We start from the raw sequence: 22,717 nt of genomic DNA, 5'->3' as shown, positions 1-22,717 counted from the left end.
TTTTGGTAAGTGGTGCATAGCCGGGTGACAAGTGTGGTTTCTGACTGTTCCACCAAGAAGATCGCGCACGTGGTCAGGGAATACGAAGGCGTAAAGCGGAAACATGCCATCGGAGAGATGGTAAAAGCCCTCTGGATCGATGCACCTCAGGTCATTGCTTCCTTTGGCGAGGATGCCGCGGTGATCGAGCACAACGGAGAGGCCCTGCTCCTTGCAGCCGATGGCATCTGGAGCCGGCTCATGGAAGCCGACCCGTACTGGGCCGGCTACTGCTCGGTGCTGGTCAACATCCACGATATCGCTGCCATGGGTGGGCGGCCGATCGCGATGGTGGACGTCTTTTCCATGCCGAAAAACACCCATATCCACGAGCAGGTGGTAAAGGGCATGCACGATGCCTCAGCCCAGTTTGGCGTACCGATCGTCGGCGGCCACCTTCACCCGGATGCACCGTACAGCGTGATCGATGTCTCGATTCTCGGATCTGCACGGCTCGATTCCATTATCTATTCCAACACGGCACAGGAAGGCGACCATATCCTTGCAGCCATTGACCTTTCCGGCCGTGTCCACCCCTCGTGCGCCCTCAACTGGGACTCGGTGACTATGAAAACGGCAGCATATGTACGTGCACAGATCGCCCTTCTTGAAGAGATCGGAAAAGACCATCTGGTCACAGCAGGAAAGGACATCAGCAACCCGGGCCTGATCGGGACGCTGGGGATGCTCCTTGAGGTGAGCGGCAGGGGTGCCGAGATCGATCTCGGGAAGGTACCCAAACCCGATCTTGCGGCAAACGCCATGACGTTTGAGCAGTGGGTCAAGATGTACCCGGGGATGGGTTTTATCCTGACTGCACGAAAACAAAACGTTGACGAACTTGTCCGGCGTTTTGCAGCGGTTGGCATGACCGCCCATGACATCGGCACAGTGGATGCAACACGCCGGCTCCGGATCCGGTACGACGGGGACGAGGCGCAGGTCTTTGATTTTATCGAGAACGGGATCACCTGCCTTCCGCCCGGTGAGGCCTCATGCCGGCAGCAGTAAGAACCATTGGGATCGGGGCGGGAGCCGAACCGGAAAAAGTTATTGAGAGTGCATGCCGGGTGAGGATCCCCTGCAACATAGTCTGTTATACTTGGCCAGGAACAGTTGCGGTGCCAGCCGGCCACGACAATGTCCGGTTGCATGAGAGTGAAAAACCCGAATCTGCACTCGTCTCGGATCTCATGAATGGTACGATCGATGCGGCTATCCGGGGCACGCTTCCGGCCAATGCCACCCTTCAGGCACTCAAAGATGCGGCCGGTGTCAATAGCCTGGAGCGGATCGCCCTCCTTGAGACCGCACGTGGAAGAAAATTCCTTTTTGCCCCCGTAGGAATTGACGAAGGGTGGACAGTAGCCGGCAAGCTGGCGCTGATCGGTAAAGGCAGAACGATCGCCCGACTGCTCGGCCTGCCGGAGAAAGTGGGAGTACTCTCGGGAGGAAGGCTTGGCGATGTCGGCCGGCACGAGCGGGTGGACCAGAGTATGGCCGATGCAGAGCTTGTTGCCCGGCTTTCCGGGGCAGTGCACTGCGAGATCCTCATTGAGGATGCGGTCAAATCATGTGGCCTTATCATAGCCCCGGACGGGATCTCCGGGAACCTTGTCTTCCGCACCCTCACGTTCCTGGGTGCCGGTTCCAGCCATGGGGCGCCCGTGGCAAATATCGATAAAATTTTCGTGGATACCTCGCGCGCCCAACCGGATTACACGAATGCGCTAATGCTCGCAGCATCATTGTTGGAATAAAATTTAATTGTTTAAAACGCCTTTTTTTTCAAAATAAAGCATTTTAAGCCAATAAAAATTATTCTGCGAAATTCCTGACGCATTTCGTCCGAGCGGTTCTCCATGCCTTCCGATATCGTTTTACCAGCCAAATTGGCGGATTTTCCCACAAGGTTTTTATACGTGCCAATAGACTTTCTTTTTGAGGTAAGAAAAATGGCAGATTTACCAATCGCCGCAGTTGTACGCATTGCAAAGAAGAACGGAGCCGAAAGAGTGGGCAGCGATGCTGCAGAGGCTCTTGTGGTAAAGGCTGAGAAATACATTGCCCAGCTCACCAAGGAAGCAAACAAGCTTGCCGAGCACGCAGGCCGAAAGACCATCAAGAAAGAAGATGTTGATCTCGCATCCAAGTCCAACTGATCAACTCTTTTTTCTTCCCGACTCCGCAAAGTCCGTGCGGGGAACGATTCTGTGACGGTCTGATTTTGCGGATGCAGTATTTTGAGACAGCGAAACACGGTCATATCGTATCTCATCTTCACCACGTAGGGGCCACCTGATTTCTGCGTTTGGTTCCCACCATTCCCGGAGTTACGTACTGTGCCGGATCTTAGGTACGGCTTTCCGATCCGGATACCTCCCGTATCTGGCGGGCAAGTCTTTTTACCCTGCTTGGATCAATCTCAATCCGGAATACCTGTATGCCCATGGTATGCCCGCACTGCGGTAAAATATCTGATGAGGCATCCCCCCGTTTCTGCAGCGGATGCGGTACCCGCATGGACGGGAAAGCCCCGGCCGGATATCCCGTATATGGTGGATATTCTGTGCCGGTTCCGGCGCGGGAGCAGAAGAGTACATTAATCGCCGGGGCCTGTTCTACGCTCCTTCCTGGTCTCGGGCAGGTCTACAACGGGCAGACGGCAAAGGGCTTTGCCCTCTTTATTGCGACCTGCGTGGGTCTGGTCATCCTTCTCATTCCCGGTCTTATCGTCTGGCTCTATGCAATGTACGATGCGCATAAAACGGCAGGAAAGATGAACACCGGTGAGATCCCGTTTTGCGAGATGCGGATGCTGCATGTGGTCCTTTTTGTCGTGTTTGCCATAGCCGTTGTTGTCATCGGGCTCGTACTTATCTATGTCATGGTCGTCGAGCCCATGATGTCACAGTTTTCCTCGCTGGACACGGGTAATTTTAACCAGCTCCTCAACACGGGCGGAGCTTTTTAAAAACCGGCTAGGAAAGAACAAATAAAAAAGCGTGTACCGGTCAGTCAATCTCCCGGGCGCCCGCAAACGACCTGCCGGCAAATAATTGATCGGGATGCATTAACCCAAAACCCCAGTAGCCGCCTGAAAACTGGTTCGGGAATGCAATTAAAAACAGGGTGAGATTAAAGTCGGATGGGATGCAGAGGGAGGAAAAGAGTATCAGTCATATTTCCGGAATAATGCCGGATTTTGTCTTCGTATCCACCATCGTCTGATGAGGAGGATTCCCCCAAGGACAATTACGATCCCGCCGATCGCTGCGAACACATTGATCGGGATACCGGAAGACGTCGAGGGTGCCGATGTTGCCGGAACCGCAGTCGTTCCCACGGTCACCGGTGATACAATCGGGGTACGCTGAACAATCGCGTAGGTCGGCACTGTGGTGACGACCGGGGTAATCGGTGTTATTGCCGGAGCGGGTGTTGATTTCACGGTCGCCCCCGGGGTAGTTCCCGGGGATTGCGCCACTACGGCAAAGTACGAGAAACCTGGCGTAGTTGCATCGAAATAATAGTAATCCCCGTCCTGGTGATCAAAGGTGGTTGGCAATGCTGTCCATTGATTGTTGTGCTCGCGCATCAGTACGATATTTGCAGGGTTTACCTGGTGGTTGCCAAGCCATTCTTCAATGACGGAGAAGGTGATAACACCATGGTCGACTGCATCCGGATTGACGCCAACGAGATTGATAAGTATATAACCGGCAACGGTCCCCTCCAGGGGTTTACCGATAGTTGCAGGCAACGCGATTACCTCCACGGTTCCCAGGTTTTGTGAAGGTACGACCTGGACCTGGATGACGGCAACCGGTTGAACGGGATTGGGATTCTGGTCAAAGGAAAATATCGCCGTTTGTCCTGAGGGGACGCTAGAGAGAGTCACCGCAGTTGAACCACCTACACTTGACGAGACGCCGCTGCTTCCGGGCGATGCCGGGGCGGAAGAGCTGGAGCTGGTGGCAGTGATAAAACCATTCCGGGTTGTCGTATTAGTCCCCGAAGTATTGGAGACCGAGAGGCTCACCGTGTAACTGCCGGCATTGACATAGGTATAATTTGCGTTTCTCTGGGTGGCATCGGAAGTGTTAAACCAGCTGCCATCGCCAAACGACCAGTTCCAGGAGTTGATGCCCGGCGATGTCGACGTATCAGTAAACTGGACGAACAGGGGGGCAAGACCCGATACCGGTGAACCGGTAAATGCGGGGATCGGCAGGGAGGGGAGCGTGGAAATGTACCCCGACCGGCTTGTGGTGTTAACGCCGGTTGTATTGGTAACCGTCAGGTTCACGGTAAAAGTACCTGTCGATGAATACGTGTGGGACGCATTCCGGACGGTTATGTCGGTCGTATTGAACCAGATATTATCACCGAACGACCAGTTCCAGGAGTTGATGCCGGGAGATGTCGAGGTATCGTTGAACTGCACTGCCAGAGGAGGGTTCCCGTGGGTTGGCGATCCTGTGAAGTCCGGAATGGGAAGGGGGGGGCCTACGACAATGTACCCCGTCTGTGACGTGGTATTTGATCCCGATGAATTGGTTACGGAGAGGTTCACCGTATACGATCCCTGCACTGAATACTGATGGGTGGCGTTCCGGAGAAGAACATTGGTGGTGTTGGACCAGCCACTATCGCCAAATGACCAGTTCCATGCCGTGATGCCCGGGGATATGGAAGTGTCATTGAATTGTACAACCAGCGTCGCATTCCCGCCCCGGGGCGATCCGGTAAATGAGGGGACCGGCAGCGGGCCCGTGATACTGATATAATTCAGGATGGAAGTCGTGTTGGTAATGGTTGCCGGGGAACTCAGCCCCGATGAATTGGTGACGGAGAGGTTCACCGTGTAACTGCCGGCTGACAAATACAGGTGGGTTACATTTTTTGCCGTCACGTCAGTTGTATTGGACCAGGTGGTATCTCCAAACGACCAGTTCCAGTACTGGATGCCAGTCCCCGACGTGCTATCATTGAACAGGACACTCAGCGGCGCGTGACCGGATGTCGGGTTACCGGTAAAGACCGGAATGGGGAGGGCGGCTGAGATGTTGATGTAATTTGCAATCGAAGTCGTATTGGTAACGGTTGCCGGGGAGAGTATTCCTGATGAATTGGTGACCGAGAGACTTACCGTGTAGCTGCCGATGGCTGTATACGGGTGAGTTACGTTTTTTGCCGTGACATCGGTTGTATTGAACCAGTTTCCATCTCCAAACGACCAGTTCCAGTACTGGATGCCAGTCCCCGACGTGCTATCATTGAACTGGACATTTTGCGGCTCATGACCGAATGTCGGTGTACCGGTAAAGACCGGAATGGGAAGGGTCGCTGACGCGTTGATATAATTTGCAAGCTTTGTCGTGTTGGTTATGGTTGCCGGGGAACTCAGTCCCGATGAATTGGTGACCGAGAGGCTTACCGAAAAACTACCGGCCGAGGAATACGGGTGAGTTACGTTTTTTGCAGTCACGTCCGTTGTATTGAACCAGGTAGCATCTCCAAACGACCAGTTCCAGTACCGGATACCGGTTCCTGGGGTGGTATCGTTGAACTGGACACTCAACGGCTCGAAACCGGAAGTCGGAGTCCCGGTGAAGATCGGAATAGGCAGGGCCGCTGATACGTTGATGTAATTTGCAATCGTGGTCGTATTGGTAACGGTTGCCGGGGAGATTATTCCCGATGAATTGGTGACCGAGAGGCTTACCGTGTAACTGCCGATGGCGGTATACGGGTGCGTTACGTTTTTTGCCGTGACATCAGTTGTATTGAACCAGTTTCCATCTCCAAACGACCAGTTCCAGTACTGGATACCGGTTCCAGGGGTAGTATCGTTGAACTGGACACTCAGTGGCTCTGCGCCGGAAGTCGGAGTCCCGGTGAAGATCGGAACAGGCAGGGCCGCCGAGACGTTGATGTAATTTGCAATCGTGGTCGTATTGGTAATGGTCGCAGGGAAACTCAGCCCTGATGAATTAGTGACCGAGAGGTTCACCGTGTAGCTACCGGCCGAAGAATACGGGTGAGTTACGTTTTTTGCAGTCACGTCTGTTGTATTGAACCAGGTAGCATCTCCAAACGACCAGTTCCAGTACTGGATACCGGCTCCAGGGGTAGTATCGTTGAACTGGACACTCAATGGCTCGGGGCCGGAAGTCGGAGTCCCGGTGAAGATCGGAATAGGCAGGGCCGCTGAGATGTTGATGTAATTTGCAATCGTGGTCGTATTGGTAACGGTTGCCGGGGAGCTTATTCCCGATGAATTGGTGACCGAGAGGCTTACCGTGTAACTGCCGATGGCTGTGTACAGGTGTGTTACGTTCTTTGCCGTCACGTCTGTTGTATTGGACCAGGTGGTATCTCCAAACGACCAGTTCCAGTACTGGATACCGGTTCCAGGGGTAGTATCGTTGAACTGGACATTCAGTGGCTCTGCGCCGGAAGTCGGAGTCCCGGTGAAGATCGGAACAGGCAGGGCCGCCGAGACGTTGATGTAATTTGCAATCGTGGTCGTATTGGACCCCCCGACATCGGCAGAAGTCAGGGAAACCGTGTAGCTGCCCGCAGAGACGTACGTATGCGCAGGGTTCTGTGCAACTGAGAAATTGCCATCTCCAAACGACCAGTTCCAGGAATCCGGGTTGCTGTAGGCCGAGGTATCGGTGAATTGCACGGTAAGTGGAGCATTTCCGTTCGTCGGTGTGCCGGTGAAGTTTGCGACCGGAGCCGTTTCAAAGAAATCGTATTTGCTGAAATGGAGGACCGGGAGTGAAATACTGGAGTTACCGATAACTGTGACATTCTGTGAAGGATAGTTGACGAAACCGGCATAATTGAGCCAGGTGCCTTTATCGAATAGTGTTGTCGTTGTGCCCGAATCAGTGGTAGCCGTGATAGTAATATTCCCATAACCGGCGAACGGGAAGTTGTTGGGATACATGGTCAGGGTGGCCGGGTTATTAAATACGGAATTCAGTTCCGCGTTAGTCATCGTAAAGTTGGTGCTGTTACCGGTCGAGGATATGGCGAGATTATTCCCGAGCACGGCAAGACCTGAATCAACACCAGATGTCAAGAGATCGAGATCCTGGTTGTAACTGATATTCCCCAGCAATGCATGCGATGTCTTGTTCTCGACTACTAACGTGAGATTATGGGCTGCAGTGAAATCCGGTATCGAACTCCAGTCGGTTGTCCGGGTACTGTTGAAGTTCTCGTTCGGCAGGGAGTAGTAGGGGTTGAAATCAAGGACGGTTACGTAACCCAGGGATCCAGGAGTAGATACAATATTGTTATTTTTATCGAGGTACGTATTATTCCCAATCGACATCCCCACCGGGACAACAGCAGAGATAGTGTTGAATTTCAGGGAGCTTGTGTCATTTTTCAGGATCCCGCTCGATTCTCCGGTAGTAGAATCCAGGAACAGGGAGCTGTTCTGAATAATATCTGTCGACTGCCCGGTAATGTTGGAAATACCGGCAACCAGGCTTACGTTTCCTCCAAACGGGAAAGACCATTGCGAAGTATCGATGGTCAGGTTCCTGTTCCCGCCGGAAGGCGACCAGGAGCTGTTGAAGAAATACCAGGAGGTTGTTTGTGTGCCTGCAGTTCCATTCGAGAGATAGATCTGTGGCTGCGTATTCAGATTGAAATTATCATCCCGGATGACATTCCCGTTAGCTGAAGGAGCGATATAGATTTTCCCCCCGGGAGCACTGTAAATCTGGCTGGTGTCGATATAGATAGGTGGGGAAGTCTCGCCCGATGTCGGCGGACTTGTTACACTGGCTGACCCGGGTGCTCCATTAAAATTACCTGTCACTTTTAGCCCTATCCCCCCGCTCGCCTGGGTATTCAGGGGACAGGACTGGGTGTCAGAGATGCTGTTGTAGGAGCCTGCCAGATTGAATACTATCGACAGATCGGAAGCATAGCCATCACCATTGGCGTCTTCAAGTTCACCGATCCAGGAATTAAGAGAATTGTAATTCCCCGTGAGGTTTACCCCGGTACCGGTAAAACTCCCGGCGATCAGGGATGGATGGGATTCACCAAGATTAAACGTATTCGAATTCCCGGTAATTTCGAAGAGGGAATTATTCTGGAATGTTCCGGTCTGATCATAGCTGAAAATGAGGAAATGACTACTGCCGGTAGGAGACAATGTATAGGTCTGGGAGTTTCCGTTAAATCCAATTGTTGCATTGACAAATATAAAGTCTTTATCTGTTTTCCCCCCTGTGTATGTCTTATTTTGTTGAATGGTAATGGTGTTCGGGAACTGGACAATGTTCTTGCCAGGAGTCAGGGTCACCGAAGTGTTACTGATCAGGAACAGGATATCACTGCCGGTATTTGCCGTTGCGGCATCTTCAAGGGTTTGATATATAGTTCCCGTAGAGGTATCTTTAAGTGCCGCTGAGCTAATCCCGGGAAGTATCGCTATCGCGATAAGACCGATAATAAAAAGGAGCATTAGGGCATGATAACCAGAAAGTTTCATTTTCCTATTTTTTTTGACTGAAAGTTTCAGCCATATATACTTATTTGCATTTTCTATTTTTTGATTCGAAGATTTCAGCCCCGGACTTTATCGGATTGTTGGAGAATCTATAAATTCCTGAGAACCCCGGGGCCGAAAAATAAAAACGACTAAAAATTGTGCCCTCGGGCGGTTCCTTGATCGTATATATCCGTATTCGGATTTTTGGGATGTACTACATAAATTTGATCTCGAACACGATCAAGTGCTGTAACTTACCAGAGTTCGTTTCGCCGCCGGATCATATCTTCAGATTGAACGATAAAGACGGCACTTTATACCCACGTAATAAAAGTAAGAAATACAAAAGCGGCAGGATTCGGGTGCAACATCGGGTAGCGTACGGCCCGTTTGCACACCCTACTCAATCTTGCTCCCCGAAGTAAACGACCGGCTGCCACTCCCCCTCCCGGCGTTTTCGGCAAGGAGACGGTTGATCTCGTCGTATACCTTTCCTTTGTCTTTGGCCCCGGTAAAGAGGATCCGGGATCCGTCTGTATCGTTCTTGAGATAGGCTGCTTCGTCGTACACGATGAGCATAATTTCGTTCTCTGGCCCAAAACAGTGCTCTTCGCAGTCTCCCTTCATGTACCGCTCGCGCTGCTCTTTTGTCGGCGCTGCATATTTGCTATCGTACCGGAAAATGCCCATTCCATCTCCTCATGTCAGGATTTCTGAATTCCCATTGGATTTTTGCCCCGGTATCTGGCCGGCTCACTACGGAAAGATCAGTGGCGGGATGATCCCAATGGTCTTCAGAATGTCCCTTTCGTACTTGGGATCTCTTTTGTTTTCCCGCTCTTTGCCAGTGCCTCGCCAAGGGCAATCCCGAATGCCTTGAACATTGCCTCGCACTGGTGGTGGTCGTTCCTGCCGGTAAACCGGATATGGGCCGTAATGCCCGCATGGATGCAGAGCGTATAAAAGAAATGCTCGAAGAGGTCGGGAGGAATGTTCCCGAGCGTCCGGGCCCCGAATGTGCCGGTATAGACAAGATAGCCCCGCCCGCCGCAGTCGAGGGCCACCTGTGCAAGGGATTCGTCCATCGGGATTATCGCATGGGCAAACCTGCGGATCCCTCTCCCCTCACCGATTGCCGCTTTTATCGCATCGCCAAGGACAATGCCGGTATCCTCGATCGTGTGGTGGCTGTCAACACCAAGATCCCCCGTGACTGTGCAGGTGAGATCAAATCCCCCGTGCCGGGCCATACCGGTGAGCATGTGGTCGAAGAACGGGATGCCGGTCTCCACCGCGACCTTCCCTGTCCCTTCGGGGTCAAAGGTGAGCGCAATTTTTGTCTCTTTTGTCTCCCGCGCAAGCGAAACGTTCATCGAGATTCCTCTAGAGCCTCTGAAAGGTTAATCTTTCCGCTGTACAGCGCCGACCCGAGCACTGCGCCGTAGGCCCCGGACTCTTTTAAGAGTGCCACATCCGCACGCGCCGATACCCCACCGGCAACGACCACCGGGATCCTGACATTCCCGATAAGCCGGCGGACCGGCCCGGCAGCGATCCCGCCCTGGAGCCCTTCGACATCGACGTTCGTGTACAGGAGGAAACCGGCGCCGAGCTGTTCGAACCGTTGTGCCCACCCGATATAGTCTCCTGCGGTCTCCTGCCAGCCATGGATCGCAACCTGACCGCCCTTCGCATCCACGCCAGCCATCACCCGGTCGCTCCCGAATTCCTGCGAGAGGGTACGGATGCTTTCGGGCTCCTTAATCGCGAAAGTCGAGAGAATAATCCTTGATGCCCCGGTATCCAGCCAGCGGGCGGCATCTTCTACCGAGCGGATCCCGCCTCCGAGTTCGATCTCAATACCGGTCTCTTTTACCAGTCCGCGGATCAGATCTGCGTTCTTTGCAGAATCCCCAAATGCGCCATCAAGATTGACCACATGCAGGGCATCGGCCCCGGCATCGATCCAGCGCCGTGCGCAGGTAAGGGGATCACCATACGCGGTGGCACTCTCCCGCTTTCCCTGCACAAGCTGGACGCACCTTCCCCCAAGGATATCCACAGCAGGAAAGATTCTCATGGCACAATCAGCGGATCATCCTTTCTATGGACAGGACCAGGATGTCACGTGCCCCCGCCCGCTTCAGGGAGTTGATCAGTGCATACACCCGTTCTTCATTTACCACGGCATGGACCGCGACCATGTCCTCGGTCGAGGCCACATCCATGACCGTCGGGCCAGAGAGCCCGGGGAGGACTCCTTTTACCTTTTCAAGCGCCGCGCGTTTCACGTTCATCATCAGGTAGCACTGCCCCCGTGCCCGCACCACGCTCTCGAGGGCAAGATGGATCTCATCGATCTTTTCCCGTTTGGCCGCAAGCGAGGCGCGGTTGGCAATAAGGTGCGTAGACGTGGTAAGTACCTCGTCGAGCACCCGGAGGTGGTTGGTCTTTAAGGTGGTCCCCGAGCTGGAGAGATCCACAATTGCATCGGCAATCCCAAGGTGAGGCGTTGCTTCGCAGGCACCACCGACAAGGACAATCGTGACCGGCACGTGGTGTTTTGCAAAGTACTGCCGGGTGATGGTCGGGAACTCAGTTGCAATTTTTGCGCCTTTGAGGTCGCCTGCGGATGCAATATCCGACTCCTCGCGGACCGCAAGCACGAGCTTTGCCTTTCCTATCTGAAGATCGAGAATCTCTTCCACATCGGACTCCCGCTCGACAACCATATCGTGACCGGTAATACCCAGGTCCGCCGCACCTGTGGCTACGTACTCGGGGATATCGATGGGCCGGGCAAAGAGAACTTCCACATGAGGGTCGAGCGTGCGGGCAATCAGCCGGCGCTCGGAACCTTCGGTAAGATGGAGCCCGCTTTTCTCCATGAGTTCCATGATCGGGGCTGCAATCCGTCCCTTGTTCGGGATGGCAAGCCGGATCATACCTGAAAAAGAAGAGGCGTTTCCCGCCGCCGGGGCAGGATTGGGTATTTTGCCTTTCCTGGTTTTAGAAGGTCTTGAGTTCGCCACGGATTACCTTCTCCGTGATGCTGGTAACATTGGCAAGATTGTCGTCAACGATCGCTTGGATCTCGCCGTTGATCTCCTGGAGGGTGACACCTTTTCTTGGCAGCACTTGGACACTTGCAACAAGTGGCTGGTCGATTGGTTTTCCGATCTGGGAGAGCAGGCGGACGTACATCTCCTCGATACCGTCGACCTTTTTGATCGATTCCTGTGCAATCTGTGTTGAGAGGAGGTTGTAGATCTTCCCGATATGGTTGATCGGGTTCTTGCCGCTTGTCGCCTCCATGCTCATCGGACGGTTAGGGGTGATAAGCCCGTTGCAGCGGTTACCCCGACCTACCGAGCCGTCATCTCCCATCTCGGCCGATGTGCCAGTGACGGTCAGGAACACGCTCTTACTCTTGATATCGTCTGCGGTGTTGAGATTTACGACAACCTTGCGCTTGGTGCTCTTCTTTGCCACTTTACCGATCTCTTCGGTCAGGAGGCCCATGTATTCCTGGTACTCCCTGATGTCCGCACAGTACCGGTCGACAATAGCGCAGGCAACGGTCAGCGTAATCGTGTTCCCGTCCCGCAGGCCCATGATCTTAATGTCCTGGCCGATGGCCGGGTATTTCTTGCGGAGTTTGGTATCGATATACTCGGACGTATTCCGGATAATGGTCTCTACATCGGAGAACGGTGCATGCCCGACACCAAACGAGGTATCGTTGGAGCGCGGGACTTTTCCCTGGCGGGGCTTGAAGACATCCCGCAGATCGGTAGAACCTGTCCCGAGCCGGCTGTCGATCATAACATCGCGCTGCAGGTTGAGTTCAGGAAGGATCTTATGCAGGTACTCGTGTGCAGCTTCGACTGCAACCGTATCGGTGGGGATGGTGACGCCGTTGAACTGCTTGGTGGCCCGGCCGTCGATAAGCACGTAGATCGGGCGGATCATCTTCCCCCCGCCGAACTTCGGGCACGATTCCCCGGCAACAACCTCACCCTGGTCGGTGTTGTGGTGGAGGACGGCCCCGAACTCCTTGAGGTACTCCCGGCAGAGCGCCTGGGAGATCGACTCAGCTATTCCATCGGCAATACTGTCGGGGTGGCCGAGGCACTTGCGTTCAACAAGTTCAATCCGCTGCTTTTCAAGGGGAATCTGATTCAACGCTTCGATCTGGATATTTCTTTTCATTAAATTTCCTCGGTTTCTCAAGTAATCGTACTAATAGAAGAGACTGGATTTCATATAACCGTTTCTTCTTTCTGAAAAAAACGGGCACGAAAATATTTCTCCCAGAAATATAGGAGAGAAAGAGATTATGGGAGGGTTATCCGGATTCAGCGCCGGAGGAATTTCTGCAGGATGGTCATGTCACTGCCCTTGGGGGTCTTTTTGACCGGGGGCCGCCGTGGCTGGACCTCCTCGTCTTCATCTTCATTAATCTCTTCTATCCGGGGGACGCGGCGCTGGGCCGCAGACGGAGGAGCAGGCGGAGGGGCGACTGCTGCCACAGGACGGGGCAGGGTCTTTGAAGCACGGGCTGCGGCCGCCGGATCGGTCCGCGAACGCCCAAGACGCGTCCCGCAGCCAGGACAGAAGTTGGCCTCGCCGGGTAGTCTCTTCCCGCAGTTATGGCAGAACTGCGGGGCATCCGCCGGTACCTCAGGGACTGCGGCCTTCCGTACTACCGGGCGTTCATCGGACAGTGTTTCCCGGGTTGCATCCGGCAGGGGGCGGCGGACCGGTTCCGAGATACTACTCTTTGCCGGCTGGACCATGGTTTGCCGCAACGGCTGTACCGGGGAGTTCATCGCCGCCCGCACGGCAGTCTGGCTTTCCGGTTTCCTGACCGGCTGGGTGTCACCTCTCACAGGTGCAGGTACACCACGTACAGCAGGCACCCTGCGCTGCGGCTCCTCAACAGACTTTACCTGAACCCTCCTCTGGGGCTGCTGGACCGGGGGCAGGGGTTCAGGTTCGGGTTCGGGCTCTGGTTCCGGTTCACGGGCCAGGGGGATAAGCCGTTTTACCGGGGGCTGGCGTTCATGTTCCTTGAGGGGTTTTCGCGACGGGCGCAACGCCTCCTGGCGGACCGGATATTTTGCCGCCCGTGGTGCAGGAAGAGACTCCTCTTCTTCCGGCTCCACTTCCTGTACGAACTCTTCTTCTGGTTCGGGCTCGGGTTCGGATGCTTTCTGAGGCGAGGCTGCCTGCCTGCCAGGCTTCTTTGCCTCAGGTTCACGGCCAAGCAGGGCTATCCAGTCATCGATCTCTCCGGTACGGTCGGACCCGTTCTGGGAAAAGACCAGTTTCATGGTCTTGACATCATCATCAGAGGATTTTACCGAAAGTACAAGCACCGGGTCGGCATTTTCCGAATACTCCACAATACTATCGGCAATCGTTTCACGAGGGATGTCCTTTGCCGTGACCTTGAGTTTCTTTTCCTGGGTATCGATCAGGAAGATACGCTTGTTGGTGAGATACGCGTGGAAAAAGAATTTTTTTACCGAGACATTCAGGGACCCGATCAGCACCTGTTCCCCGGGCTGGAGGATCTTCGAGAGTCCCCCGCCCTCTTCTTCTTCGCCTTCAACCCCGTCTGCGGCATCCGCAGGGGGAGCGACAGGTGCCTTCTGGGCAACCCGGGGCGGGACATTCCGGTTCTGGGCCGCAGCTCCCTTTACCCCAGCGCCCTGCGGCCGTGAGACGATCTCACCTCCACAGTACCCGCAGACCTCGACGTTATCCCGGATATTCATCCCGCAATGCGGACACTTTTTCATCCGATATCTCCCTGCTCCCTGACCTGATTGAATAAATATAATGTTTGCATAGGATATGAAAAATTCTCTGTTCCGGTCAGGTTCCTGCCGGAGCAGAAAATCCCTTCAGGTAACGGTCCTGCAAATCGGCCACAAGAACCTCAATGGCACGGTCATCGTCGTTCTCGTGGATCCAGAAGACCGGCCCATCACGGAACGCAGTGGCCAGGCTGTTGATCCGGCAGGCATCTGCATTCCCGTCAAGATAACAGCAATCGGGCGAGATCGTGCCAAAAGTGCGGTCGATAAGATCAGAAAAAGTGGTATGACAGGCAGTAATATAACAAAGTTTTCCCTGGAGGAACACAAGAAGGACACCTTTCTTCTGCCCGATGACGGGATCCTCCACAGCAAATGAGCTGAACTCCCGGTCGCCGTATCGGTTCAGGAGCTGCCGGTACCGAGGATCACTTTTTTTCCTGAGTTCTTCTGTCACCGGGCCAATGCGGAGCGGGAGATAGCGTTCGTACTCTTGCGCCAGAAGTGGTTTTACATCAGCATATACCGGGCTGTTGAGTACCTGTTCGAGACTGCGCTCTGCATGGCAGAAGAGATCGTGCCGGGTCCCGCGTAAAAACCGGAGTGTGACCGGCCGGAAATAGAGCGTCTTTGTGGTGCCCGACACCACAAGGGAGCCATCCCTGATGGAAGAGAAGGGAACGGCCACACCTTCAACCGGCACAGCGATCTTTTCAGCCCGCTGAACCGGGAATTCCCTCAGAACCGGCTGGGGTTTTGGGGGAGAGATGCGGTACCGTGACGTGGCGATACTTCGCGCAGGTCGTACCTGGCGTGCAGTGGTCTCCTCCCGGAGCAAGGCAGCCCAATCCTCCGGCGTCCTGCAGGAATTGAGATACTGCCGCCAGCGGGGATCGGAGATCCGGGCAATCGATACAAGCCGGAACCGGTCTTTCTCCGGGATAAACTTGGCACCGCAGTGAGAACAGTCAAGGTAGTAATCAGTCGGAGGGATGCCAAAAAGCCTTTTGCCGGTCACCTGACCCAGGATCCCGGTCCTGCAGACCGGGCAGCAGGCAAGCCACCCGTCCCCGTCACCTGTATACTGACAGGTACCTGGGGAAACCACCTCCCCGGACCCGATATGCCAGGCCCATGCAGAGAGAAGGCGGATCCCCCGGATCTGGTGGTGGGTCGCCGCATCAAGGATTACAGCCGGTTCCCCAAGACCGGCATCCGTGAGAACCCCGGCCATGACCACCGCTTCAGTACTTCTCTCCCCGCCAAGTCGCCCGCTCAGGCACTGATCAAGACCCGGGCAGAAAGATTCCCCGGCCGCTGTTTTTACCGGCAGGGTCCGTGTTGCCTCCGCGTTCAGGCATTCAAGGGTAGTTCCCACGAGTGTTTCGGTAATTTCCACGCCATCCTTTATCAGGGGGAGCCTTCCAACGCGGCGGTTGAGGGTTTCACAGGCCAGCGCACGTAGTTGAGGAGGAATCGGGAGAAACTGGGGAGAGGTCATCGTTGTGTCACGCTGCTGCTATTCGTTTGCAGGACCGGCGGATAAACACTTGCAGGCAGAGGGCACACGGCCCAGGGAAAAGATATTCTCTTCTTTTGCAAGCTGCTCTGTCTTTGCATTTCTCTCCTTTCGCGAAAAAAGAGGGGTATTCCCGTATATATACTGACTGAATCGTCGAGATTGATTTAGTGTTTCTTCCGGGTATGGATGATAGCATAAATGATGCCGATAATCACGGCAGCGATAAGGGAGAGATATACCGGGTTGGAGATGATGCCCTCAAGACCGGTGAGGTTCTGTACATCAATGGTGACTTTCATGGGGTCGGAGACGTAGGTATCGCCGATGGCATTGTTGTACCGGATCTCAGAATCAAGGCCGTACTCCTTGAGGGTAGCATCGCTTGCAACACTGATCTGGTAGGTGGCAACCGCGGTCTGTCCCGGTGCGAGATCTCCCAGGTAGGCGACATCAGAGGAACTGGTAAAGGGTGCGGCTACACTGATGCGTGCCTGTGCGCTGTAAACCATGGTATCACCGGTATTCTGATATTCGATCTGGATGGTGTGTTTGCTTCCCGGGCTCATCTCGATGGGAGAGATCTGGATGGCAAAATTTACCTTGTTGCCTACATCAATGCCCACGGTCTGGGACTGGGAGGGTACCATATCACCCTCGTCGTTCTGGTAGTTCACAACAACGTCGACGGGATAGGTCTTGTTCTGAGCCGTGTCTGCCACTGCCACCTTGTACTGGCAGGAAACGGTGCTGCCGGCCGGGAAATCCCCGATATACACGTTGCTGTCCACCGGACTGACGGGACTATCATCGTTCTGGACAATCTGGACGGTTGCCTTGGTCCCGTCAAACGACCCGATGTTTTTAATCGTCAGGTTCACGTAACCGTCCGCTCCTGCGACGAGGTTGTCAGAGGTCGCTGAAATCACCTCAGGAATCACCTCTGATTTAATGACCAGCGGTACGGTGAGTGTCACGTTCATTGGGACATAATAATACTGGAATGTGTCCATCCCGTACTGGTCGACATGAGAAAACTGCTGGTAAGTGATGTTGAGCGGGAGGGTATAGGTGCCACCCGCTGCATCCGCATTGACGGTAGCTGAAAAGGTAGCGGTCTGCTGGTCCTGGCTTGCGATGTCACCGATCATCTGCGGGTCAGTCTTGATAACTACAGGTGCATTTCCCGCACCCATCGCAACTGTCACAAACTTCGCCGTTGTGGGGACATCCGCACGGTCGACAATATTTGATGCCACCTCGTAATACGTATTTATTCCCGTGTTCTTGATCACCACCGGGATCTGGATGGAACTTCCTGGTGCAAACTGGTTTGCGCCACTAACATATGCCGTCAGATTCGGGCTTCCTTCGAAATATCTCGTCCCCGCAAACGCCGGCGAGACAAGAAATGCCGCAAGAACAAGGAGGAGTATGATAATCCGTCCTTTATGTCTTCTCATGAGTGTAGGTATCATCCGTTTCTCCAGTTATCTCTTTTTTCTCATCACAAAGAAGTAATATCCGGCCGCCGCGATAATGGCGATGGCAGCGACAATTTCAGCAGCCTGTACCAGGGGGGATGTGGGAGGTTTTTGGGTGACGGTAACGTTTGCGGTAAAGGTATCGGAGACCTGGCTGTTGTCGAGCTGATCGCGGTACCTGACCTCGGTATCGAGGGGATAGGTCCTGGTTGCGGCGTTAGTATCGGCGGATATGGCATAGCGTGCAGTCACGGTTCCACCCGGGGGGATATCGCCGAGATAGGCCAGGGAATCATCGCTTGAGAGTGGGGCATAGGTGGTGAGCCGTGCCTCGGCACTCCGCGCGGTGATCGCACCGGTGTTCTGGTAGGTGATAGTGATCACGGTATTTGCACCCTGGACTACCTCTGCCGGGGGAGAGACCACGGCAAAGGTGATCTTGCCGGCCACCGGGATACCCACAGTATCGATCGCGGATGTGACTACGTTACCGTCAGAGTTGGTATAGGTCACCTCCACATCGACCGGATAGGTCTGCTGCTGGGCATTGTCGGAGACCGAGACCTTGTACTGGCAGGTGACCGTGCCATTGCGCGGGAAGTCGCCGATCCAGACGCTGTTATCGGTCGGGTAGATTGCGCTGTCACCATGCTGCAGGATCTGCACGGTCGCTTTGGTACCATCCTGGTACCCCGTGTTTTTGAGGGTCAGGTTGACATAGCCTTCCGTTCCGACCGCAAGGCCCGACGCCTCGGCGTCCAGTACCGTGACCTGGACCACCGGCTGGATCCGGACCGTGAGCGGAATGGTTACGTTTACCGGTGAATACTCCGGGTTGACCTCGTCGCTTGCCGGCTGGTTTGCCAGGCTGTTCGAGAGATACGAGTACTGCACCTCAAGCGGCAGCGTGTAGGATCCCATGTTCGCATCCGTGGTGATCTTCGCCGTGAACGGTACACTCGTGATCCCGGGGCTCGCAAGATCCCCGAGTGCCTGCGGACCGGTCGTGATGTTGATCGGCGCCCCTCCGGAAGTAAGAGATACCGTCAATAACTTCGCGGTCGTGGGTATATCCGCCTGAGGCAGCGTTCCCTGGTTGAGGAACAGGACATCTGCAGTCCCGCTGTTCTGGATAACTACCGTGATCGTCGCGTCCTCACCGGGTGAAAACTCGTTGGTCCCGGCGATATACGCCGTTATCTGCGGTGAGCCACCGAGATATTTGTCCTGGGCAAGAACCGGCATTACGCAGAGTACCGCCGCAACAAACAGGACTATTGTACAGGTTGTGTATAATTTCATAGCATAACCTCTGTAACGATTTTCTCACACATCTGGATTTTTTGTTTCTGGAAGTGTCTCTGGTACGATCTGGTGCCGGTGTTTCCTGGTCTCCAGCCATTCGGTAAACTGGCCCATCAGGGAGAGGACAGCAGGCATAATGAAGATGGCACCAGCCAGCGAGAACCCTACCGCTATGAGCGTACATACTCCGAAGTTACTGATGATGGGGAAGTCTGAAAGACAGAGAGCAGAGAACCCAAAAAAGGTCGCAAGGCCCGAGACCGTAATGGCTGTTCCAATCCTGCTGACACTTTCCTGGATGGCAGCGGTATGGTCATGAAGGCGCTCTTCCTCCTCAGAATATCTCTCCATCACGAGAATGGTGTACTCGGCAGCGACACCAATGGTCATGGATCCGAGGGTGGCTGTGAGGGGAGAGTAGGCGATACCGAGGATCTCCATCATGACGGCATTCCAGCCAACGATAAAGATGATGGGGATGAGAGGGGAGATCGCGTGGAAGTGGCGGTAGACTCCCGCAAGGAAGATAAAGATGAGGACAAAGCCAAGGAAGGTCATCTCGTCTTTTGATTCAGACATTCCCCCGATTAGCGAGGTAAATACCTCGAAAGAGCCGGTAGGCTGGACGGATATCCCGACGGGTGGCTGGAGGAACGCGATATCGTTGACCATGACGTTCCTGAGATCTTCCTCCTGGGGGATCTGGAGATTGGTCATTCCGAAGGTGATCACGCCGCGCATGGATCCGCTGAGGTACTCATCCCGAATACTCTGCGGAATTTTTGCGAGTGCCGCATCTGCCTGGCTCTGCGTCTGCGGCATGGTTCCTCCGTTATAAGCCATAATGTAGGTCACAATGGAAGTAGCTGAAGTGATCTGGGGATGATGAGCGAGCTCATAATCCTGGAAACTCTTGATCCACCGCAACGTATCGAGATCCGTGACGCGGGCTCCCTGAACATAGAAGTCGGCAGTTGTTGTGGATCCCAAGATACGGGTGACCTTGTCAATCTCGATCTTTGCGGGCATATCGCTCGGCACGAAGTTGTTCTGGTTTGCTTCTATGGGGATGAGGGGATCGATCTGGAATCCAATAACGGCGATGAGCGCACCAATGAGCAGGATAGGAACCGGGTTTTTGGCGATTTTTACCGAAGTGCTGGTCAGGAACTGGCCATATGACCAGGAGTTTTTCTGCTTTTTCTGAGGTGCGGAGGGCAGGAACTCGCAGGCATCCTCACCTACTGCATAGCAGACCTTGGGCACCTGGGGCCGGGGTTTATAGTGGATCACATGGGCTACGGCCGGGATACCTACCAGAGAGACGCAGTAACAGCTCATGATCCCGATCATAGCCACAAGGCCGAAGGACTGGATCATGGGCACAGTGGAGATAAACATCGCAGCAAATCCCAGCGAAGTGGCGAGCATAGCGTACATCACGGCAGGGCCGGTGCGGGTGATGGTCATATAGACTGCATCGTCAAGGCTGCCTTTCCGGGACTCCTCATCGAGCCGTGCATGGAACTGGATCGCGTAATCAATCCCCAGACCGATCATGACCGGGAAGGCGCCCAGTACGGCCATATTCAGCTGGATATGGGCAAGGCCCATCAGACCCATGGCCGTGGTAAGACCCAGTCCCACAAACACGACCGGCAGGAACCGGTGGCTGACGTAGGAGAAGAGGAGACCCATCACAATAACCATCAGGATCATTGCAGCCCCTATCAGGATGCCCATCTGGGATCCCATGGCAGCCTGCATCTGGGCGTTGAATGCGGGCTGACCCGATACCTCAACGGTCACTCCCGCAGGAGGGTCGGACTGGTCGACAGCCAGCTGCACAGAGTTAAGAACCGAGGTTTCTGTAGTGTCCGAGAGTCCGGGATCCAGCTGGACCTGCACGAGAGTTAGCACGTTTGACGGAACCGCAGTTGCCTGTACTGCAGGGGGCATCTGGTTGACCAGTGCGTTAATCTCTCCCGTGGACTGGGGCAGGATACCATTATTCTCTTCCTTGAGGATATCCACAACGCTTGACACGCTGGTAATATGCTGTTGCTGCCGGATATCTGTCTCCAGCCGGTCCATATAGTTGAGTACGGTGGGACTTACCGGGTCACTGGTTTCAATGATCAGGATTAGCGAATCTTTGTTGAAGGTGTTGGTATATTCTGTATTGATTACTCCTGCCTGTGAGTTCTTGTTTAAATAGGTGTCATCCCCGGTCTGCATGGTGATCATAGTCATGCCAAAAAGGGCGATGATAAATACCATGGCGATAATACCGACTACCAGTTTGGGCCGGCGGTTGACGGTATGGGCAATGGCACTAAAGATCTGGTCGATCATGGTGATTCGTTGTAATCTGTTCGGTTAACCGGTTCTTCGGAATGTAACAGTCATATCCCTTTTTTGGTGTGCCGGGGTAGCACGTTGCAGCCCGGACAAAAAGAATTACCGGGGTCTAAACCACCTGCGATAGATTGCATAGCCTGCCGCTGCAAGAACGGCCAGGATAATGACGATAAGACCGGGCAGGCCGATTGCTTCGGTCAGGGAGGGAGCATGCACAACCTCAACATTGACCTTGAGAGGATCGGAGGTGAACTGGTTATCGAGCGCATCGCGGTAGATAACCTCGGAATCCAGGCCATATTCCTTGACGGTAGCACCCGAATCAACAGATACAGCAAACGATGCAGTCCGTACATCCCCGGGTGCCATGGTGCCAAGGAAAGCCGTGTCATCGTTACTGGTGAAGGGGTCAATCGCACTTATCCGCGCTTCGGCGTTATACGCGGTGGTCCCGCCCGTATTCTGGAACTGGTAGGTGATTACGGCATTGGCACCAGGCCGGACTGATGCACTGACCGGGGTTACCGCAAACGCCACTTTCTGGCCTACCGGAACCCCCACGGTCTCTATGGGAGAGTCCACGTAATCTCCCTCATAATTCTTGTACGTTACCAGCACATCGAGCGGGTAGGTCTTCTGCTGGGCAGTGCTTGCCACAGATACCCGGAACGTGCAGTTGGATATCGCGCCAAGCGGAAAGTCCCCGATGTACACGCTGCCTTCAGCCGGCGTAATCGGGCTCTGGTCGTTCTGCTGGATCCGGACTACCGCATTTCTGCCGTTATCAGACCCCACGTTTTCAACGGTCAGATTGACATAACCCTCGATCCCGGCGTTCAGATTTGCTGCCTCAACGCTGGTGACCGCAATCTGAACTTCCGGCTTGATGGTGATCGGGACAAAGACCGTCTCGTTGATGCTCTTGTACTGATAGTTGAGCGCCTCGGTACCTTCCTGGTTTGCCTGGTACAGATACGTGTAATTCAGGACAACCGGCAGTTGGTATATTCCGGCCGGGGCATACCGGTTCACGGTGATATGGAATGAAGCCGTGGCACTGTTGCTTGCAGCAAGATCGCCGACAACCTGCGGGTCGGCCTTAACTACAAGCGGTGCATCCCCGGCTCCGAGCGCAACGGTCAGCTGCTTGGCCGTGTTCGAAAGATCAGTGGGGCTTATGATCCCTGAGTTTACGATCAAGTACTGGTTTAGCCCGGTGTTGTCGATGACAACCGGCAGGCTGACATCGTCCCCGGGAGAAAATTCATTGGTGCCGCTGATATGCGCAGAGAGCTCGGGGTTCCCTGCCATGTACTGATCTCCTGCACTCACCGGCAGGACAGCAAACACGAGAAGAGCGAGCGAAACCAGGCATAACAGCCGCGGCAGGCTGGCGCAGGCCGGAAAAACCGTGCGGTTGACGGGGGATAAGGGAGTATCGCGTGTGATCATGCAAGTCCTCTATAGTATCGAAAAGCTTGGTACCTGTTTGAATTTTCTATATTTAAGCGTTTGGCTCATCGGTCATACATAGATATTATAAACGCCATTGTTTTCACGGGAGAATTTTATTGATAAATATAAAAAACACCACAGCAGACAACGGTACCCGCACGTGAATTCAGTACCATCCTGCCAGAGATCCCACATGAGTTAT

At 54.2% G+C, this 22,717-nt stretch carries 16 protein-coding genes; 4 read left to right on the top strand and 12 right to left on the bottom strand.

The genetic code is table 11. The annotated features are described in order from the left end of the window. Positions 1-33: 33 nt before the first annotated feature. From MBOO_RS05605 to MBOO_RS14065, 4 genes are all read left to right on the top strand, one after another. Complete coding sequence (locus MBOO_RS05605) at positions 34-1,050, top strand: methanogenesis marker 2 protein (protein ID WP_012106618.1); 1,017 nt, start codon at positions 34-36, stop codon at positions 1,048-1,050. Next, positions 1,035-1,799, top strand: a complete 765-nt coding sequence (mtxX, locus tag MBOO_RS05600) for a methanogenesis marker protein Mmp4/MtxX (protein ID WP_012106617.1) — start codon at positions 1,035-1,037, stop codon at positions 1,797-1,799. Before MBOO_RS05605 ends, mtxX begins: the two co-directional genes overlap by 16 nt. Positions 1,800-1,994: 195 nt before the next feature. Further along, positions 1,995-2,201 carry a histone family protein gene (locus tag MBOO_RS05595; protein WP_012106616.1) on the top strand — a complete coding sequence of 69 codons (207 nt, stop codon included), beginning with the start codon at positions 1,995-1,997 and terminating at the stop codon, positions 2,199-2,201. 359 nt (positions 2,202-2,560) lie between these two features. Continuing rightward, positions 2,561-3,013 (top strand): hypothetical protein, encoded by a 453-nt coding sequence (locus MBOO_RS14065; protein WP_052291896.1) that lies wholly within the window; start codon positions 2,561-2,563, stop codon positions 3,011-3,013. Positions 3,014-3,214: 201 nt separating this feature from the next. Here MBOO_RS14065 and MBOO_RS05585 read toward each other — a convergent pair whose 3' ends face one another. From MBOO_RS05585 to MBOO_RS05530, 12 genes are all read right to left on the bottom strand, one after another. Then, positions 3,215-8,539: a PKD domain-containing protein gene (locus MBOO_RS05585; protein ID WP_048068316.1), complete on the bottom strand. Its 5,325-nt coding sequence runs from the start codon at positions 8,537-8,539 to the stop codon at positions 3,215-3,217. A gap of 426 nt (positions 8,540-8,965) precedes the next feature. Next, a complete protein-coding gene (locus MBOO_RS05580; RefSeq protein WP_012106613.1) occupies positions 8,966-9,256 on the bottom strand; it encodes a hypothetical protein in 291 nt (96 codons plus the stop codon). A 104-nt stretch (positions 9,257-9,360) separates the two neighbouring features. Beyond that, a complete protein-coding gene (hisB, locus tag MBOO_RS05575; RefSeq protein ID WP_012106612.1) occupies positions 9,361-9,939 on the bottom strand; it encodes an imidazoleglycerol-phosphate dehydratase HisB in 579 nt (192 codons plus the stop codon). Next, a complete protein-coding gene (gene hisA / locus MBOO_RS05570; protein ID WP_012106611.1) occupies positions 9,936-10,646 on the bottom strand; it encodes a 1-(5-phosphoribosyl)-5-[(5-phosphoribosylamino)methylideneamino]imidazole-4-carboxamide isomerase in 711 nt (236 codons plus the stop codon). The genes hisB and hisA overlap by 4 nt, the downstream gene beginning before the upstream one ends. Before the next feature lie 7 nt (positions 10,647-10,653). After that, positions 10,654-11,511, bottom strand: coding sequence for an ATP phosphoribosyltransferase (hisG, locus tag MBOO_RS05565; protein ID WP_012106610.1), 858 nt, complete (start codon positions 11,509-11,511; stop codon positions 10,654-10,656). A gap of 64 nt (positions 11,512-11,575) precedes the next feature. Continuing rightward, positions 11,576-12,778, bottom strand: coding sequence for a methionine adenosyltransferase (locus MBOO_RS05560; protein WP_012106609.1), 1,203 nt, complete (start codon positions 12,776-12,778; stop codon positions 11,576-11,578). A 146-nt stretch (positions 12,779-12,924) separates the two neighbouring features. Next, entirely contained in the window at positions 12,925-14,373 is a 1,449-nt protein-coding gene (locus MBOO_RS05555) for a zinc ribbon domain-containing protein (protein WP_012106608.1), read from the bottom strand. Positions 14,374-14,449: 76 nt separating this feature from the next. Next, positions 14,450-15,892 (bottom strand): hypothetical protein, encoded by a 1,443-nt coding sequence (locus MBOO_RS05550; protein ID WP_012106607.1) that lies wholly within the window; start codon positions 15,890-15,892, stop codon positions 14,450-14,452. 185 nt (positions 15,893-16,077) lie between these two features. Continuing rightward, positions 16,078-17,373, bottom strand: a complete 1,296-nt coding sequence (locus MBOO_RS05545) for a COG1361 S-layer family protein (RefSeq protein WP_048068314.1) — start codon at positions 17,371-17,373, stop codon at positions 16,078-16,080. 27 nt (positions 17,374-17,400) lie between these two features. Next, the gene (locus MBOO_RS05540) at positions 17,401-18,696 is read right to left on the bottom strand and encodes a COG1361 S-layer family protein (RefSeq protein ID WP_012106605.1); all 1,296 of its coding nucleotides are present in this window, start codon (positions 18,694-18,696) and stop codon (positions 17,401-17,403) included. Positions 18,697-18,720: 24 nt separating this feature from the next. Beyond that, complete coding sequence (locus MBOO_RS05535) at positions 18,721-21,054, bottom strand: efflux RND transporter permease subunit (RefSeq protein WP_012106604.1); 2,334 nt, start codon at positions 21,052-21,054, stop codon at positions 18,721-18,723. A gap of 105 nt (positions 21,055-21,159) precedes the next feature. Further along, the gene (locus tag MBOO_RS05530; RefSeq protein ID WP_012106603.1) at positions 21,160-22,512 is read right to left on the bottom strand and encodes a COG1361 S-layer family protein; all 1,353 of its coding nucleotides are present in this window, start codon (positions 22,510-22,512) and stop codon (positions 21,160-21,162) included. Positions 22,513-22,717: the final 205 nt, after the last annotated feature.

Source organism: Methanoregula boonei 6A8, from assembly GCF_000017625.1.
Lineage (GTDB): Archaea > Halobacteriota > Methanomicrobia > Methanomicrobiales > Methanospirillaceae > Methanoregula > Methanoregula boonei.
This window is presented reverse-complemented; position numbering and strand designations above follow the sequence as displayed.

Excerpts from the sequence above, each read along its gene's own strand:
- mtxX (WP_012106617.1), top strand. The coding sequence starts at position 1,035 with ATGCCGGCAGCAGTAAGAACCATTGGGATCGGGGCGGGAGCCGAACCG.
- MBOO_RS05595 (WP_012106616.1), top strand. The coding sequence starts at position 1,995 with ATGGCAGATTTACCAATCGCCGCAGTTGTACGCATTGCAAAGAAGAAC.
- MBOO_RS14065 (WP_052291896.1), top strand. The coding sequence starts at position 2,561 with ATGGACGGGAAAGCCCCGGCCGGATATCCCGTATATGGTGGATATTCT.
- MBOO_RS05585 (WP_048068316.1), bottom strand. The coding sequence starts at position 8,539 with ATGCTCCTTTTTATTATCGGTCTTATCGCGATAGCGATACTTCCCGGG.
- MBOO_RS05580 (WP_012106613.1), bottom strand. The coding sequence starts at position 9,256 with ATGGGCATTTTCCGGTACGATAGCAAATATGCAGCGCCGACAAAAGAG.
- hisB (WP_012106612.1), bottom strand. The coding sequence starts at position 9,939 with ATGAACGTTTCGCTTGCGCGGGAGACAAAAGAGACAAAAATTGCGCTC.
- hisA (WP_012106611.1), bottom strand. The coding sequence starts at position 10,646 with ATGAGAATCTTTCCTGCTGTGGATATCCTTGGGGGAAGGTGCGTCCAG.
- hisG (WP_012106610.1), bottom strand. The coding sequence starts at position 11,511 with ATGATCCGGCTTGCCATCCCGAACAAGGGACGGATTGCAGCCCCGATC.
- MBOO_RS05560 (WP_012106609.1), bottom strand. The coding sequence starts at position 12,778 with ATGAAAAGAAATATCCAGATCGAAGCGTTGAATCAGATTCCCCTTGAA.
- MBOO_RS05555 (WP_012106608.1), bottom strand. The coding sequence starts at position 14,373 with ATGAAAAAGTGTCCGCATTGCGGGATGAATATCCGGGATAACGTCGAG.
- MBOO_RS05550 (WP_012106607.1), bottom strand. The coding sequence starts at position 15,892 with ATGACCTCTCCCCAGTTTCTCCCGATTCCTCCTCAACTACGTGCGCTG.
- MBOO_RS05545 (WP_048068314.1), bottom strand. The coding sequence starts at position 17,373 with ATGAGAAGACATAAAGGACGGATTATCATACTCCTCCTTGTTCTTGCG.
- MBOO_RS05540 (WP_012106605.1), bottom strand. The coding sequence starts at position 18,696 with ATGAAATTATACACAACCTGTACAATAGTCCTGTTTGTTGCGGCGGTA.
- MBOO_RS05535 (WP_012106604.1), bottom strand. The coding sequence starts at position 21,054 with ATGATCGACCAGATCTTTAGTGCCATTGCCCATACCGTCAACCGCCGG.
- MBOO_RS05530 (WP_012106603.1), bottom strand. The coding sequence starts at position 22,512 with ATGATCACACGCGATACTCCCTTATCCCCCGTCAACCGCACGGTTTTT.